The sequence below is a fragment of the Yoonia sp. R2-816 genome (genome assembly GCF_046762905.1).
Classification (GTDB): Bacteria; Pseudomonadota; Alphaproteobacteria; order Rhodobacterales; family Rhodobacteraceae; genus Yoonia.
This window is the reverse complement of record NZ_JBKQXN010000282.1, coordinates 1-14,946: the sequence shown is the minus strand read 5'-3', so window position 1 is coordinate 14,946 and position 14,946 is coordinate 1. Positions and strand designations below refer to the sequence as shown.

Below are 14,946 nucleotides of genomic sequence, written 5' to 3'. Positions count from 1 at the left end.
CAACACCGACCGCCTGTACAGCGCCATCGGATATGGCACGCCGCAAGAAGCAGAGGAGAAATTCTACAAAACCTTGAACGCTGATGAAAAAGCAGCCTAACTATTGAACCAATCCCTCTCCGGTAAAACCGGGGCGGTTCACTTCGCACGTTCCACTGAGGTGCCATCGGCAGCGTGAAAGAGGAGAGGGGCTTCGCCTTGAGTGATCCCAGGAGGGATCGGAAAGAGCTTACGCCACAGCGCAAGCACGGCGCCCTTTCGCATGGGTGTCTTCCACCCGAACTCGAAAGGTCTCCCCATGACACACTAAAAGATGCTGAGAAATGGTGGTGTGACTAAACTTGCTAAATTAGCTAATTTCTATATTATAGGGATATTCTATGGAGGATGTTATGAAGCAGTTTTCATCAACCGAACTGGCCAATCGAACAGGCGATGTCCTGGCAGCCGCTGCGCAACGTCCAGTTACGATTGCAAAGCATGGTAAGGCCAGGTTCGTTGTTTTGACCACAGAGCAATTTGAAGCCATGCAACGGGGCTTAGATACCCGCCGTTCTGTTCATGTATCGGAACTGGATGATGCCGAAGCATCGGCTTTGATCAGTGCTTTGCAGGATAGCATAGAGAATGACTAACCAGAGTTATGAGATCAAGTTGGGCGACGTGTGGCGCTTTCCCTATCTTTGGAAGCGTGAAGAACGGGCGGGTGATACCGAGGGACGTAAGAACCGTCCCGTAGTCCTGGTCTTGCTGATCGAGAACAGCAAAGGCCAGCAGGAAGCAATGCTTGTTCCCGTCACGTCGCAACCTCAAACAGGCAATCCATTTGCCGTAGAGGTGCCCGATATCGAAAAGAAGCGCGCAGGCCTTGATCTTCGTATGGACCTTTGGGTGGTCACTGACGAACACAACATTGATACACCTCGTCAGTCCTACTATTTTGAACCTTCTGGTCGATGGGTGCGTTCAGTCCCGCTTTCACCAAAAAACTGCAGGCGAGTAAAATCGCAGCGATCAAAGCCCGGAAATCAGCGTCGGTGAGGCGGAACGAGTGAAGCGCGTATTGATAATTATGTTAAATAAGTCAGTATTATTGATCTAAAAAGTAGGAGCTTTTATACGGCAATGCCGTATTATCTCTTGATTAAAGTACGGCAATGCCGTATATAATGCAACATGCACACTGTTATCTGGACAGCGACTTTTGTTACCCAAGCCAAACGGCACGGATTGTCCGAGGCGGATATGGAGACGATCGTGAATACATTGGCCGATAATCCGGCTGCTGGTGACATTATGGCCCGCACTGGTGGAGCGCGTAAACTGCGTCATGCTGGTCGTGGTGGTGGTAAGAGTGGTGGGTATCGGACAATTCACTATTTTGGTGGCGACGATGTGCCAGTGTTCCTGCTTGCTGTGTACGGTAAAGGCGCGAAAGCGAACCTCACCAACGCCGAACGGAATGAACTGGCGAAGGTGCTGCCTTCGCTTGCAGATGCATACCGAGCGAACGTGAAGAAAGTAACGGCCCAGTTAGGCCAGAGCAAGAAATGGAGAAACAAATGAGTTTCGGACAAGAACTTATCCAGAGCGCAAACGAAGCGCTGGAAATTGCCAAAGGCGAAGCCAAACCCGCTGGCGTGTTTGTGCCGGAGACTGTTGATGTGGCTGCAATTCGCAAACGACTAAAGTTGTCACAGGCCGCATTTGCCGCGCGCTTTTGCCTGCCTGTCGGCACCGTCCGGGATTGGGAACAGGAACGCCGCTCGCCTGATCGCGCCGCCGTTGTTTTGTTGTCGATTATTGATCGCAAGCCGGATGTGGTTGCCGAGGTGCTTGCGGCGGGTTGATTGGGTCAACACCACCCGTCCCGTTTGGTTCAAATGCCATCTGGGTCTCGTGCCGTTCGGATCGGCCATAAGGTCGACCCAACAAGCAAGACAAGCGCTACTCGCGCAGAGCCCCGCCAAAGGCGGCGTTGAACAATATTTACGTCGCGATCGTTGCGGTCGCAGTCCGCAAACCGGTTGAAACTTCCTAAATCAAAGGCACGAGTGGTACATCACAGGCCGTCAAAGCAGTCATCAGGGAAAATATCAGGAATAGTCGTAACATGGTTCTGGCCTTCATTAGGGAAGTCGTTGTTCTTGGAGGCGTGCGTAGCGCATCGAAGTCAATATGTCGATTTTGGTCAGCGGCCGGCGGCAAGCCCAAGTCACGGCATCTGCGTGGGGCAGGTTGAGAAGTCTTTCGTCTACCGGCTTGAGCGATACCTTCAGCATAACATGCAACGCACCACCGGGCTGATATCATGGAGGGGGCCGCGCCTTGGCCCCTTCCTTATTTTCATAGTTGCTGCACTACCTTGAAAGTATTGTCAGGCCCCCCTGCGCCGGGCGCGTCCCCCATTTGCGCAAGCGCGAACTGATTGCATCAGACTGCTTGTCCGCGGCGCGTGAATGAGAGCGCGACACGAGCTGGTGGCGGCTTAGTTTTGCTCTGATGTACGAAATGCCGTCACCACCCAAACACGCTGGCGTATCAATAACGCTGTCCGGCACACAGGCGGGTATCAACCACACGTCCCACAACGGCCGGGTGATCCGTTTATTGCCCGGGCTTGAGACATTCTGCGCGACCAATCCTTCGGTCACTCCGCCCGCGCGAGCAGTCTTCGGTCCCGTCGGACCGGTAACAGGAACACCAATCTCTGCGTTCACGTCACGACCGCCCTCCTTGTTTATCAAAGATGTGTCTAGGCAGACGAGCCCCCAGGAGGCCTCCATCGCCATACAAGAATTCGCTCGCGCAGCATGTCGCGAACCGCACATTCCGGACATTCAAAATCAGGTGGTAAATGGTAGATGAGCGGGACCGAATGAACTTCGCTGCGACTGAGCCACTGTTTGGTTAGGCCGTGTTGACAAAATGACAGTCTGGCCTGCAGTTGCCAATCTCTTACTTCGCAAACCGTCATCTGAGTGGGTGCACGAGGCAGGGGGTGCTTGTTCTTGTTCCAAACAGCATCATACCCTTTTTCCGGTGCCTCGTACTTGTGAATGAAACCGACCATCTGATCTTCGAGAGATCCAGGCGCAAAAGATGTTGGTATCTCCTGCAGCGGGGCAGGAGGCCTGGGGAAGGTGACAATCTTCATTGATGCATGACGCGCATTCAGGGTCGCGTAAAGACCGTGTAACTCAACCGGCTCCTGATCGAGGGCTATGATCTCAGGGTGGGTTGGGTTTTCGTTTTCTGGGTAGAGTTGTTTGGCACTCTCGATTGCGTGATCCAGGGTATCAGGGATCGTCCAATACTCATTCATCTGAGCGTGTGATTGAGTTGCCAGCATTGAGGTGAAGGCGACAACCCTAAAAGCGCAGCGATACATGTCCCAAACCCCGGATGCGATTACTACTCAATAACACCAAACGGATCAGGTTCGACATAGTTATTTGGTACATTCGTAACTGTCTGGCGTCACAGACATGCGGCGGGGCTTTAACACTTTAGCGGCACAGGAGGTCAGCAAAAGAAAGACCCGCCGCAGCCGGTTAGTAACTCTCACCACTAGAGAAACAATTTCACACGACGGACGTGTAACCTTTTCGGGTGAACCCGGCGGCGATGAAGATAACGGAGCATAGCAAACCGCCAATCACCGGGACGATAAGCATTGCTTGCAAAAAGGGAGGGAAGAACCAAAACGTTATGGCATTTGCGATTGCGCAACCCACGAATAAACGAAAGAAAACATAGTTCATCAATCTGCGAAACATAGCTCTTCTCCGGGCCTTTGAAGCCTAGTAGGGACCAGCCTCACCATAGTTGTTTCCTATCAAAATATAGGATTTTGGAATTTCCTCTATGGGGCTACCTGTCTTTATCGTTGGGTCAGAAGAATTAGGCTATTTGGCTCTGAATGTAATGCCCGGTAAAAAACCGCCAAAATCCGAAATAAATTCAGTCTGTTGCTTGCAGGCTGGATTAGCCTGCCGTATCATCGGTTCATCGGTTCATCGGTTCATCGGTTCATCGGTTCATCGGTTCATCGGTTCCTCGGTTCATCGGTTCATCGGTTCATCGGTTCATCGGGCCGCAGCTGCGCCTTGGCGCACACTTCAGCACTGACCGGTTACATCATCCTGACAGCCTAACATCCGGCCGCAAGTCGGTCACCGCGTGTGGGGTAACTGACCTTCTGATCCCCGTGTTTGGATTGGATGGCCTGGCGCGATCATCCGCGCTTCCCGTGACCCGCGATGTGGTGGACACGGGTGCGAGATCAGCTGCAACCACCCCGTACATTTTATCCCGATCAGAACGGACGGCGCGAAAGCAACGCGGCCGACCGCCAACTGTGGTTCGCTTCCGGTTGAGGCTCAAACAACGCCTCTGGCCGATACCCATACCTATGCCCGCAATTATGCCACCCCGCTGACCGCCTGACGGGCAGGGCGGTGCCTTGCCTCGATTGTGCTCAAGTCCCTCACAGGAGAGTTTCAAAAATGACAAACCAGTCCTCAGATACCCAGCTCGCCCTTCGCCTGCTTAAAGTTTTGGTTCGAGGTGGTCGTTTGACCAAGTTCAAGGGGCGGGTGGCGAGTATTGCGCCAGGTGTTTCGGTCGTGGCGACTGCTGCGGTGATGTTCACCGGCGGCGCGGCTCAGGCGGACAATGAGTGCGGTAGCCCGACTAACGGCGTCGTTTCATGCGGCGCTGGCACCTACACTGATGGCATCACCTATAGCGGCAACGTTGTGCACACCCTGACCTTTGACGATCCTGCAACTCCCGATTCTAGCATCACGGTGACCGGCTTTGGGGTGACCGTGGACTATGGGGGTAACGAAAACGTTTTTGTGCAAATGGACAGCGGGAACGTGAACGCCACGGACGATCAAAATTATCATAATCACGGGGTTTTGGCGAAGACCTCAGGCACTGGAAACGTGGACGCCCAAATGAATGGTGGGAATATAATGGCAAGAGTTGCCGGTTCTGCCGGGATTGTTGCGCGGATTGAAAACGGCTCCAGTGATAAGACGGCGACTGCGACAATGACCGGAGGAACCATTACCGTTGCCGGCGGAAATTCTGAGGGGGTTTCGGCGTTCACCGGCGGCGTTCGTGGAAATGTGACAGCGGAAATGAGCGGCAGCAGCAAAATCGTCACGCAGTTCGGTGTTCAGGGTGGTCCGGCCGGAGCGGTAGCGGCCTATGCCCACAGCCAAGCGTATACAGGCACGGTGGTGGCTAGAGTAATCGACGAATCCGAGCACAGAAACCAAACAATAATTACTGCTGCTGGTACAGGCGTGCGTGCAGTCACCCGCGGTGCCGGGGGCAAGGCAACCGCGAGCATGGCGGGCGGAATAATCAACATCGATGGGGGGGATGCTTACGCGGTTGCGGCGGGTGTCGTCGATACGGCCCTGTATAATAGTGAGGCCGATGCGGAAGCGTTCATGACCGGAGGGAGGATTACAACGAACGGTACCAGGGCAGTTGGGCTTCGTGCGCATACCGAAAAATTTGGCAATGCGTTTGTGCAAATGGATGAAACGCATCACGCCAGCAGAATCACCACGCATGGATGGCAAGCTCACGGGCTTCAGGCGTTCTCCACCAGCACTCATGATGACTCCGAGGGGACGGCGACGGCTGTCATGAAAGCCGGGACGATCCACATTAACGGTGACGCAGCCCGCGGCGCTTATGCGCAAGCCAATGGCGGCAAAGGTACGGCACTGGTGCAAATGAACAACGGCTCTATCAGGACGACAGGCTGGGATTCTCACGGGCTTTATGCGCGGATCGACAAAGAGGAAAATGAGAAAGAGGTGAGGGTGGAAATGACCGGGGGGTCCATCGTGACGTATAATACCCCCGGTGACACCCGCGGATCCCATGGGATTTATGCGGACACCAGTGGTTCTGGCAACGTGGTCGTGGAGATGGAGCGCGGTACAGTCACTACGGTTGGGAGAAGTTCTCACGGGATTTGGGCGGAATCAGAAGCGCCGATTCTGATCGCGCCCGTGCAGGGTGACAATGTCCGCTCGCTGAGGCCGGGCGGGCAGTCGAGAGCGAAGGCGTTTGTCACGCTGGGTGAGCAAGCCGTTGTCACGGCGTCCGGACAGGGTTCAGACGGGATTCGTGTTTCAGGGAATTACGAGCGGCGAACTGTCGACAGCGATGAGTTTGTTCAGTTGGGTGCAAACGGCTTTGACATAAACGTAGAGGGAGTAGTGGCTTCCCATTCTTCATACTCCATGCAACTCTCTGTATTCGTACAGAATTTGCACTTCGTTTGTGAATCCACCCATGACTTGATAAAACACGTATAATGAAGATTATGTTAAATAAGTCGAGGTGTATCCCCTTATCATACAGTAATCGCATTGCTATATTATTGATATGAAACAGACAACCGTTCGTCAGTTCTTCCAACAGTTCCCCAACGATAAAGCCTGCTTGGAACATTTGTTCAACGCTCGCTTCGGTCAGGGTCACGAATGCCCCAAGTGCAAGCGCTCGGCTAAATGGTACCGTCTTAGGTCAGAACAAGCATTCTCATGTCAGTGGTGCGGTCACCACATTCACCCAATGGTCGGTTCCATTTTTGAGAAGAGCCGCACACCATTACAACTATGGTTCTATGCAATCTTCCTATTCACTACGTCCAAGCACGGCGTCAGCGGTAAGGAACTACAGCGTCAGCTTGGCGTGACCTACAAGACCGCGTGGCGCATGGCTGCGCTGATCCGTGAGCACATGGCTGCTATTGACGGTGACGAGCCCGTGGGCGGCACTGGTGAGGTCGTAGAGGTTGATGAGACGTTCTACGGCGGCGTAACTAGCGGGCTGGATTGGCGCGAGCGCAAGGCCGTTGTCATGGGCATGATGGAACGCCACGGTGACGTGATCCTGAAAGTCATTCCTGACCAGTCAAAAGTTACGCTGCGCAGCGCCGTGCGTGAGAATGTAGAAATCGGCTCAGAACTTCACACTGACGAACTCAGGGCCTACCAGAAGTCATTTCTGCCGACCGAATACACCCACAAGACCGTCAACCATTCTGAGGGCGAATACGCCACCCCAGAAGGCGTCAGCACCAACCAGATTGAGTCCTTCTTTAACCACCTGAAAAAGTCGATTGCTGGCACCCATACTAGCGTGTCGCACAAGCACCTTGAGCGCTACGTTAAAGAGTTTGAGTACCGCTTCAATCGTCGGATGCGTCCTGAGGCGATGCTTTCGGAGTTGCTTTCGAGGTTTCCTGAGTCGCGCGTTTAATCACAGCCTCCAATTTGTCGAGGTCTCCCTTCAAGTCTGTTTCATGTTTCTCGATGAATTTCTCAAGGTCCTTTTTGCGCGCTTTCTTCAAATTTATTTGAGTTTTTCGTACCTATCATGCTTGTCGAATCTCGTTGCTTAAAGTCTGCTTATGAGAGGAGCAACCCCATGCAAGTTACCACAATCGGTGTTGATCTGGTCAAGAACGTTTTCCAGGTTCATGGGATCACCGCTACGGAAGAAGTAGTGTTCAACAAGCCGTTGCGACGCGCGCAATTTCTGCCCTTCTTTGCCAAGCTTGAGTCCTGCCTGATCGGTATGGAAGCCTGCAGCGGCGCCCATCATTGGGCGCGCGAACTTACGGCTCTGGGCCACGAGGTTCGTTTGATCCCGCCGATGTATGTGAAGCCTTACGTCAAACACGGAAAGTCAGACGCCATTGATGCCGAGGCGATTTGCGAGGCGGTGACCCGGCCGACCATGCGGTTTGTCGCCATCAAAACAGTTGAGCAGCAATCATTGCTATCGTTGCATCGGGCCCGCGATCTTCTGGTTCGTCAAAGGACGCAGTTGATCAACGGCCGGCGTGGCTTGGTTGCTGAGTTCAGCATTTACATCCCAAGAGGGCTGGCTCGCATTATTGGTTTTGCAGAGGATATCACGCTTGGCGAAGTGCTCGACTTGCCAGACATCGCCAACGAGGTGATCCGTAACCTGTCCGAGCAGCTCATGGCTCTGCATAGGCGGGTCCGCTGGTACGAGGAGCGCATGAAGCAAGTGAGCAAAGACGATGAACGGGTGCGCCTGTTGCGCACGATCCCGGGCGTGGGTGCCGTAACGGCCTTTGCGATCATCGCCAGCATCGGCGATGGGCATCAGTTCCGTAATGGCCGCGAGTTCGCAGCATGGCTCGGTCTGACACCCGCAAACAAATCCAGTGGCGGCAAAGAGAAGCTGGGGCGGATCACCAAGATGGGTGATCAATATCTGCGATCGTTGCTTGTCGTCGGCATGACGTCACTGGTCAGGCAGACCCGGTCCCATCCAGAGCGTGCCAGCAAATGGCTGACCTCATTGCTCGAACGCAAGCCTGCACGGGTCGCAACTGTCGCAATGGCCAACAAGACAGCCCGGATCGTCTGGGCGGTGCTTAGCCGAGGGCGTTCCCGGCTTGATGCCAGATGGGCCAGCCCATTCAATTTTGGAAGTAAGCTGGTCGAAAATCTAGACGGTTGGACCAACGGGCTAATTGTCGAAGACCACGACTTAAGCGACGCCATTGCCGTGTTCAGCAACTCCGGAGGGCACATTTCTGCACCTGGTGTGGATATCAGAAGCGCTTTGGCTGACGGGCCTGACAGCTATGGTGAACTTTTCGGTACTTCGATGGCGGCACCCTACGTTTCGGGGAAGATTGCGCTCATGCAAACACATTTTCCAGCCTTGTCATCGCTTGATATCGTCAACTGCCTTCTGGCAAACGATCAGGAAACCGGTATCGGCACGTTAAAGTTGGATGCTATGCAAACCACCACTTTTTGCAGGGGTATGTGAGGTTACGACAGTAGATGGCAGGTTTGTTTTATAGAACGAGGCTGCCAACGTGCACGACGAGAAATCCGTGGCCGTCGGGAATGGGCGGGCGTTTACTCTCACCGACAAACGGCGAGTAACTACCGTTCAACCTGAGGGTGCTTACACCACTTAAGCGACCGTCGGTTATCCAGTGCTGGAAATGACACTTTCCCATTTGCTGCTACCAGTGCTTCAAAGATGCACTTTTTTGTGTGTATGTGTGGAGGCGCAATGAACACACGCGGGCGGCTTTTAGTTTCCGGAATAGTGTGACTTTTGAGTAATGATCTGAGTACAGGTCGAGCGATATTCTCGCGGATTGCGAACATGCAACGCTTAAGCCAGAAACCTTCCCTTACTCAAATCAACCTAAACTGTCACATTGGCGCTGACGTCAGGCAGACGCAGGCTTCACCATAGCGAATGCCTATTGAAATATAGGATTAGTGTACTTCCGAATAAAGCAACCCGGTTCTAACATTAGGAAAAAGTGAATTGATTGGCCCGGAATGCTCGGTAAAAAATCACCAATAAGTGAGGGTAGAATGCGATGCGACTTTTGCAGGGTTGTCGCTGTGGTCTTCACCCTCATTGCTACTGACGCATCAGCAGATTGCTGGAATTTTCCTGTCCCTTTCGATGCTTCCAAAGTCCAGACAGCCGAGATCGTCGTGGACAATGGACATGTGGCTATAGCATTTCCTGATATTGGCCGTGCCTTTATAGTCTCGGTCGATCTTTCGGAGGTTATTGAACTGCGTCTTCCACGCGGCGACGTGTTTGCCAGTGGGCCTGGTTTCGGTCGTTCTGTGGCGCTTGATGGCGACATTGTTACAATTGGTGCTGTCCGCATCGGTAGCCATGGTACAGGTGTCGAGCAGCCAGCAGGGGTTTTTCATACCGGCGCAGTTTATGTCTTTGATGTCTCGAGCGGCGCGTTGCTTTGGCATGCTCAGTCAGACAAAGAGCGAGCTTTCGGTCATTCGGTCTTCATTAACGCTGACGGCGTCTCCTTTGGTATACTCGAAGCGCCCGAGCTTGATGGTAGATCGCTTCGATTGCTGGACGCAGCACGCGGTGCCATCGCACTGCGGTCAAGAGAGGGTGTACGTCTCAATGTAATTGATGGGCCGTCGGATATGCGTGGGTTCGGTGCTGAGCTTTCGGGCAGCGCATCCTTGATCACGACCACGACTACTGCCAGTGCGGATACCCTAAACATCTGGATGCTGATGCTGCGGGCGGGAACCACGACCCAGCTTGCTTCCATACCAGCCACGCTCAATGGAATACCGGCTGGGAACCTTGCCGCGGAAGGTTCGACCGTCGCGGTCTCCGCCGGCGGCGGTTTCGCTGCAGCTGACGGTCGGACCCTCCTGATGGTTCCGGGACATTCACCTTACCAGATCGTAGGGGGAGGGCCGCTGGCCCTATCTGAAGACCAACTTTCGGTTCTGGTGCGCTCAGCGCCCGAAGACCAGCCCTACAACCAACTCGTTGTGTACGACATCACGACAAATGGAACTCTGGCGGAGGCAGCGAAGATTAATCACGTGGTAGGAGCAGCTCTGGAAGGGGCGACACTGTTCGTTGTTTTGGCCGAGCCGGGTGCCCCGGTCAGACTCTGCAAGATGACAACTTAGCTAGACAGGATCTTATTCCATGGCAATTATTGGCTCAGATGGACGAACAACAATTACAGTGCCTTCAGGTTCGAACGTTAATGCCACGGCGGTTGACGTGCCAAATACGGCAGGAACGAATTCAGGCTTTAGTTCTTACAAGAATTTGCCTGGTTCAGGGTACGCGATCTCGGCTAACTTTTTTCTGACGGCAGGTCACGTTGTCAATGGAAATTCGGCAGCACGGGTGACCTTGGCTGACGACGTTAGCTCGCTCCCTATGCGAGGGTTTGGAAGCGCAAATGCTCCTTCGGTGACTGGGGTAAACCCACTGAACGTATCGTCGATTACCAACTTCAGCACGGACCTCGCACTTCTTCAGACGTCTTCAGACATAGCCAGCGACGATTTAGTTCTAGGTCTCGCAGTTTTTTATGATCACCGTGATTTACGAGGCCTAGAGATGGAAACAGCTGGTTTCCCGATCGGAGGTACACCGCTAATCGATGGCACTGGGCGGACCTTTATGGAAAGTTCCAGCGATATTACGACAACTACGCAAGATAGCATCCACTACACCGCCGACACGCAGAGCGGGCAATCTGGCAGCGGCGTCTGGCTCGATGCCGACGACTACGTGGCCGGCTCAAACCTTGAGATAGCGGGGGGGTTGGATCTCTTCGTCGGCACCCATGTTTCTGGGTCTTCAGTCCAGAACAACGCGACCCGGATCACTCCAGAGATTTACAAGATAATCACTGACACAATGGAGGCCGCTGCCGGGTCAGGTGCAGCGGCAGAGGCGGCGGCGTTGCCAGTCAATGTCTTGATGGGCGGAGGGATCGAGGGGATCGGGCCTGTCCAATCCTTTGTGCCTGAGGACAATGACATCGTAGGCAGCTACCGAAGAGAGTTTATCTTCGGCCGCTCCGGCGACGACACCATTACTGGTGGTGGAGCTGACGATACGATCGACGGCGGGCTTGGTGCAGACCAAGTACGTTACACCGAAGCGCTGCCCGACTACACAATCACAATAACAAATGGCGCGGATCCTGATAGCCCGGAGCTTACTATCACCCATACCGGCGGCAGCATGTCAGAAGGCACTGACACTATCAGAAACACCGAGTTTGCAGTCTTTATTGAAGACAGTAAAGAAATGTTCGTTCCGCTATTGGCTGACGAAGACGAAACAAACAAGTTGCGCGACGGAACGAACCTGACCATCAGCCAAGATGTGCTTGACGCTCAGGGCGATGCGCTTGGCGACTTCTCTGTAGAGTTGCCCGCCTATATGTTTGACGGCGACATCGACTACACGCTTAACTTTGGCGCCGGGGCAAATTTCCAGTACAACTTTGCCTACATCGTCGATGTCTCTGCCTCGATGAATGGAACCAATATCGCCGAGACTAAGGCAGCATATGCCGCGCTTACGAACAATCTGATCGCACAGGGTGTGGCAGCACAGAGCCAGTTCGCGGTCATTCCGTTTGACGGCTCCGCAAGCCTGCAATCTGACCTCGACGCGGCTGGTGCTGCTGCTGCCATTAATGCCTTGAATATTGGAGGGGAAACCGATTTCGGACCTGCTCTTATCACGGCTGAAAGCTGGTTCGAGAGTCTCGCTAATGTTGGAACGGCAACCAACATCGCGTATTTCCTGTCCGACGGCGTTGGAGATGGGGCCAGTGCATCCCTGCAGACCGTGGCGGAGGGTACGTCTTCCGAAGCGTCTGTGGACGTTCGCGCATTCGGGATTGGCGGCCAAGCAGATCTAAACTCGCTAAACCTGATCGACAGTGGCAACGCGGTGCAGTTGGTCAACCCTTCGGATCTGACGGATGCTTTTGCTGTATCAGGCCTTGACAGAAATACGATTGAGAGGATTGAGGTGAAACTCGACGGCACCTTGGTCGATATAATTGACCCGGTCGCGTTGGTGGACGGTGCTCTGGGGCTAACCTACGAAGGCAGTATAGGCGGTCTTGACCGATCAATCGCTGCCGAAAATATAGTATCCTTTGATGTAATTTTTAATGATGGTACGCCTGCAGTCTCTATCGAGAGTACAGTCACTACGGGACAAGAAATTTTTCTAAAAAGGTTGGCGGATGGCGTAACCGATATTGTGTCACTTGCTGTTAATGCGGTGGCGTATCTGATCGAAGGTATCTCAGCGATCGTTTCGGGCAATGAATTGGGCAACGAGATCACTGCCACAGGCGGAACCCATGAAATAAAGGGTTTTGGAGGCAATGATCGGTTCCTCATGCAGGGCGGTACCGCAGCCATTGATGGCGGTGCTGGAATCGACACGGTGGTCTACGACCAGACTCTTGCCGAGGCTAGCGGCGTTACCCGCACAGGCGGCGTCATTACTGTCGGGACTGGTGACACTCTGATCAATGTCGAGTTCGCCAAGTTCGCCGATCAGCGATTAGAACTCGCGAGCCTGACGGTGACACCGGTCCTGTCGATCGACAATAACAGCATCACGATTACCGAAAGCGCTGCAGGCACTATGGTGGCTGAATTTACGCTTAGTTTATCGTCGACAGCGACCGAAGACGTAACGGTGAGTTTCGCCACGTCGGACGGATCCGCGACGGCAGGCTACGACTATACGGCGAGTTCGGGGCAGGTTACTTTTCTGGCCGGTGATACGACGCGATCCGTGTCAATCGAAATACTGGATGATGTTCTGGTCGAAGGGCCTGAGGGCTTTGCCGTTGACTTCAGTATCACCGACGGTCCGGCAACCTTTGAGGCCGGGGCAACCACTGCATCTGCGTCGGTTGAAATCACCGACAATGACACCTCTTTTGATGTCATCCTTGTGAACGACGATCCGCGTACTAGCGAAGGCACCGGTGGCTCCAACGATTTTGAAATTGTGGTGCGCCGAAGCGGGGACCTCAGTGAACCCGCGCGCATCGATTTCGTGGTTGTGGCTGGAACTGCCACTGCGTTGGACTTTGTCGGCGGATTGCCTTCGGGAAGCATGGATTTTGCGGTTGGTGAAGATGAGGCGATCATCACTCTCCCCATTCTCACAGATTCGATGGTTGAAGCCGATGAAAACTTTACAATCAATATTGTGTTGGCGGAGGGGAATGGAAATCTTGATGAGACTATCGCGATCTCGGTCCTCAACGATGACGGTGAAACCATACTTGGGACAAACGGCCCCGACGACCTCTTCAATCCGTTCGGCGGTCAATCATTCATACTTGGCGGCGAGGCGGATGTCGTTAGAGGTACAGTCGAGAACTTCTTTGGTGATTTGATTGAAGGCTTCGGTCTTGACGACTCGATGTTGTTTGAAGGCACAGAGATCGCTCGCAGCGCCATCGACGTGACCTTCGGCTCCGCAATTTTCGAGGTTGATACTAACGGCAACAACACCTCGAACGGGCAATTCACGCTTGATGGTGATTTCGCCGGCGGCGACTTCATGGCTTTAGCTGACGCAGGCAACACTCTAATCACGTTTGAAGAGTTCTTGCCAGTCCTGCAAAAAGGCCAGGCGCTTGATCCTAATCTGGTCAACGGCATCATTAATCAGAGCTTCCTAAAGGGTGACGGCTCGTCTGACTTCCAAGTGACGTTACGGGACATGGGCTTTGCCGGATATAACAACGTGCTCGGCGTCTATGAGATCGACGCAAGTGGCAACATCGTTGACACGCGCATCGTCTTTGAAAACACCAACGCAAACAAATCCGCTGTCGCTGGCATCACCGATGTGGAAGCGGGTAACAGTCTTGGGTTCTTTATCGTTCAAAACGCTGCCAACTGGGCGTCAGCGCTCGCGGATAGCGACACGCTGAGCTTCGTCAATGACTCTGGCACTGCGGCCAATATCTCAGATGGCAGCGCTATTTCTATTGCGGTCAACGGCACCTCTGTTGATGAAATGGTGTTCCACAGCTTCTCTGAAGACCTCAATTCAGACGGCGTTCAGCACGCGCTTTCTGGCGTGGATGTTGGAGGGGAAGCCATTACCGTTGGCTTTGAGGACCTGACGGGAGGCGGTGATCTTGATTACGAGGACGTCGTGTTTCGCGTAGAATTAGTGGACGAATTTCTCTTTGTTTAAGGGCCAATTGGATAGGCACATAGGCCATCCACGCAGAAGTAAGCACGAACAACCGCTAGCTCAGGACGTTGTGTGTCGTCCAGTCCATGATCGCGCCTAAAGCATTTCGATAAAAGTTTGAGTCGGCAGGATTCCCCTGAGACATGATCTGTGATTCACCCTTTTTGGGAGGATTGATCATGCCAGCACCGTTGCCGATGGAATTGCGAGATCGTTTTGCACGATTGATTGAGGAAGGGCTGTCAGGCAGAGAGGCATCCCGCCGCCTCCAGTTGTCTGCCGCGACAGGGGCGCGCTGGTCGCGGCAAATTCGAAGGACTGGCGCAGCCGCTGTGGCACCGATGG

General features: G+C 53.7%; 10 protein-coding genes and 1 pseudogene. 10 read left to right on the top strand and 1 reads right to left on the bottom strand.

What is annotated here, in order from left to right:
• Window positions 1-392: 392 nt before the first annotated feature.
• The 4 genes from ACFWW2_RS16915 to nadS all read left to right on the top strand — a co-directional run bounded on the left by ACFWW2_RS16915 (window position 393) and on the right by nadS (window position 1,850).
• Window positions 393-635 (top strand): type II toxin-antitoxin system prevent-host-death family antitoxin, encoded by a 243-nt coding sequence (locus tag ACFWW2_RS16915; protein WP_393929854.1) that lies wholly within the window; start codon window positions 393-395, stop codon window positions 633-635.
• Window positions 628-1,041, top strand: a complete 414-nt coding sequence (locus ACFWW2_RS16910) for a hypothetical protein (RefSeq protein WP_393929852.1) — start codon at window positions 628-630, stop codon at window positions 1,039-1,041. The genes ACFWW2_RS16915 and ACFWW2_RS16910 overlap by 8 nt, the downstream gene beginning before the upstream one ends.
• Window positions 1,042-1,176: 135 nt before the next feature.
• Entirely contained in the window at window positions 1,177-1,566 is a 390-nt protein-coding gene (locus tag ACFWW2_RS16905; RefSeq protein WP_393929850.1) for a type II toxin-antitoxin system RelE/ParE family toxin, read from the top strand.
• A complete protein-coding gene (gene nadS / locus ACFWW2_RS16900) occupies window positions 1,563-1,850 on the top strand; it encodes a NadS family protein (RefSeq protein ID WP_393929848.1) in 288 nt (95 codons plus the stop codon). Before ACFWW2_RS16905 ends, nadS begins: the two co-directional genes overlap by 4 nt.
• 905 nt (window positions 1,851-2,755) lie before the next feature.
• Here nadS and ACFWW2_RS16895 read toward each other — a convergent pair.
• Entirely contained in the window at window positions 2,756-3,391 is a 636-nt protein-coding gene (locus ACFWW2_RS16895; protein ID WP_393929846.1) for a hypothetical protein, read from the bottom strand.
• 1,117 nt (window positions 3,392-4,508) lie between these two features.
• On the opposite strand from ACFWW2_RS16895, the gene ACFWW2_RS16890 reads away from it, so the two are divergent.
• From ACFWW2_RS16890 to ACFWW2_RS16865, 6 genes and pseudogenes are all read left to right on the top strand, one after another.
• Complete coding sequence (locus ACFWW2_RS16890; protein WP_393929844.1) at window positions 4,509-6,350, top strand: hypothetical protein; 1,842 nt, start codon at window positions 4,509-4,511, stop codon at window positions 6,348-6,350.
• 70 nt (window positions 6,351-6,420) lie between these two features.
• Window positions 6,421-7,299, top strand: coding sequence for an IS1595 family transposase (locus tag ACFWW2_RS16885; protein WP_393929842.1), 879 nt, complete (start codon window positions 6,421-6,423; stop codon window positions 7,297-7,299).
• Between the two features lie 168 nt (window positions 7,300-7,467).
• A pseudogene (locus tag ACFWW2_RS16880) lies at window positions 7,468-8,460 on the top strand (IS110 family transposase); the annotation flags it as partial.
• Window positions 8,446-8,853, top strand: coding sequence for a S8 family serine peptidase (locus ACFWW2_RS16875; RefSeq protein ID WP_393929856.1), 408 nt, complete (start codon window positions 8,446-8,448; stop codon window positions 8,851-8,853). The pseudogene ACFWW2_RS16880 and the gene ACFWW2_RS16875, both read left to right, overlap by 15 nt.
• A 596-nt stretch (window positions 8,854-9,449) precedes the next feature.
• Window positions 9,450-10,517: a hypothetical protein gene (locus ACFWW2_RS16870; RefSeq protein ID WP_393929840.1), complete on the top strand. Its 1,068-nt coding sequence runs from the start codon at window positions 9,450-9,452 to the stop codon at window positions 10,515-10,517.
• A gap of 19 nt (window positions 10,518-10,536) precedes the next feature.
• Entirely contained in the window at window positions 10,537-14,601 is a 4,065-nt protein-coding gene (locus tag ACFWW2_RS16865) for a Calx-beta domain-containing protein (protein ID WP_393929838.1), read from the top strand.
• Window positions 14,602-14,946 lie beyond the last annotated feature (345 nt).

What these genes read in the sequence shown, in the direction of transcription:
- ACFWW2_RS16910 (WP_393929852.1), top strand. Translation starts at nt 628, where the DNA reads ATGACTAACCAGAGTTATGAGATCAAGTTGGGCGACGTGTGGCGCTTT.
- ACFWW2_RS16905 (WP_393929850.1), top strand. Translation starts at nt 1,177, where the DNA reads ATGCACACTGTTATCTGGACAGCGACTTTTGTTACCCAAGCCAAACGG.
- ACFWW2_RS16895 (WP_393929846.1), bottom strand. Translation starts at nt 3,391, where the DNA reads ATGTATCGCTGCGCTTTTAGGGTTGTCGCCTTCACCTCAATGCTGGCA.
- nadS (WP_393929848.1), top strand. Translation starts at nt 1,563, where the DNA reads ATGAGTTTCGGACAAGAACTTATCCAGAGCGCAAACGAAGCGCTGGAA.
- ACFWW2_RS16915 (WP_393929854.1), top strand. Translation starts at nt 393, where the DNA reads ATGAAGCAGTTTTCATCAACCGAACTGGCCAATCGAACAGGCGATGTC.
- ACFWW2_RS16885 (WP_393929842.1), top strand. Translation starts at nt 6,421, where the DNA reads ATGAAACAGACAACCGTTCGTCAGTTCTTCCAACAGTTCCCCAACGAT.
- ACFWW2_RS16865 (WP_393929838.1), top strand. Translation starts at nt 10,537, where the DNA reads ATGGCAATTATTGGCTCAGATGGACGAACAACAATTACAGTGCCTTCA.
- ACFWW2_RS16890 (WP_393929844.1), top strand. Translation starts at nt 4,509, where the DNA reads ATGACAAACCAGTCCTCAGATACCCAGCTCGCCCTTCGCCTGCTTAAA.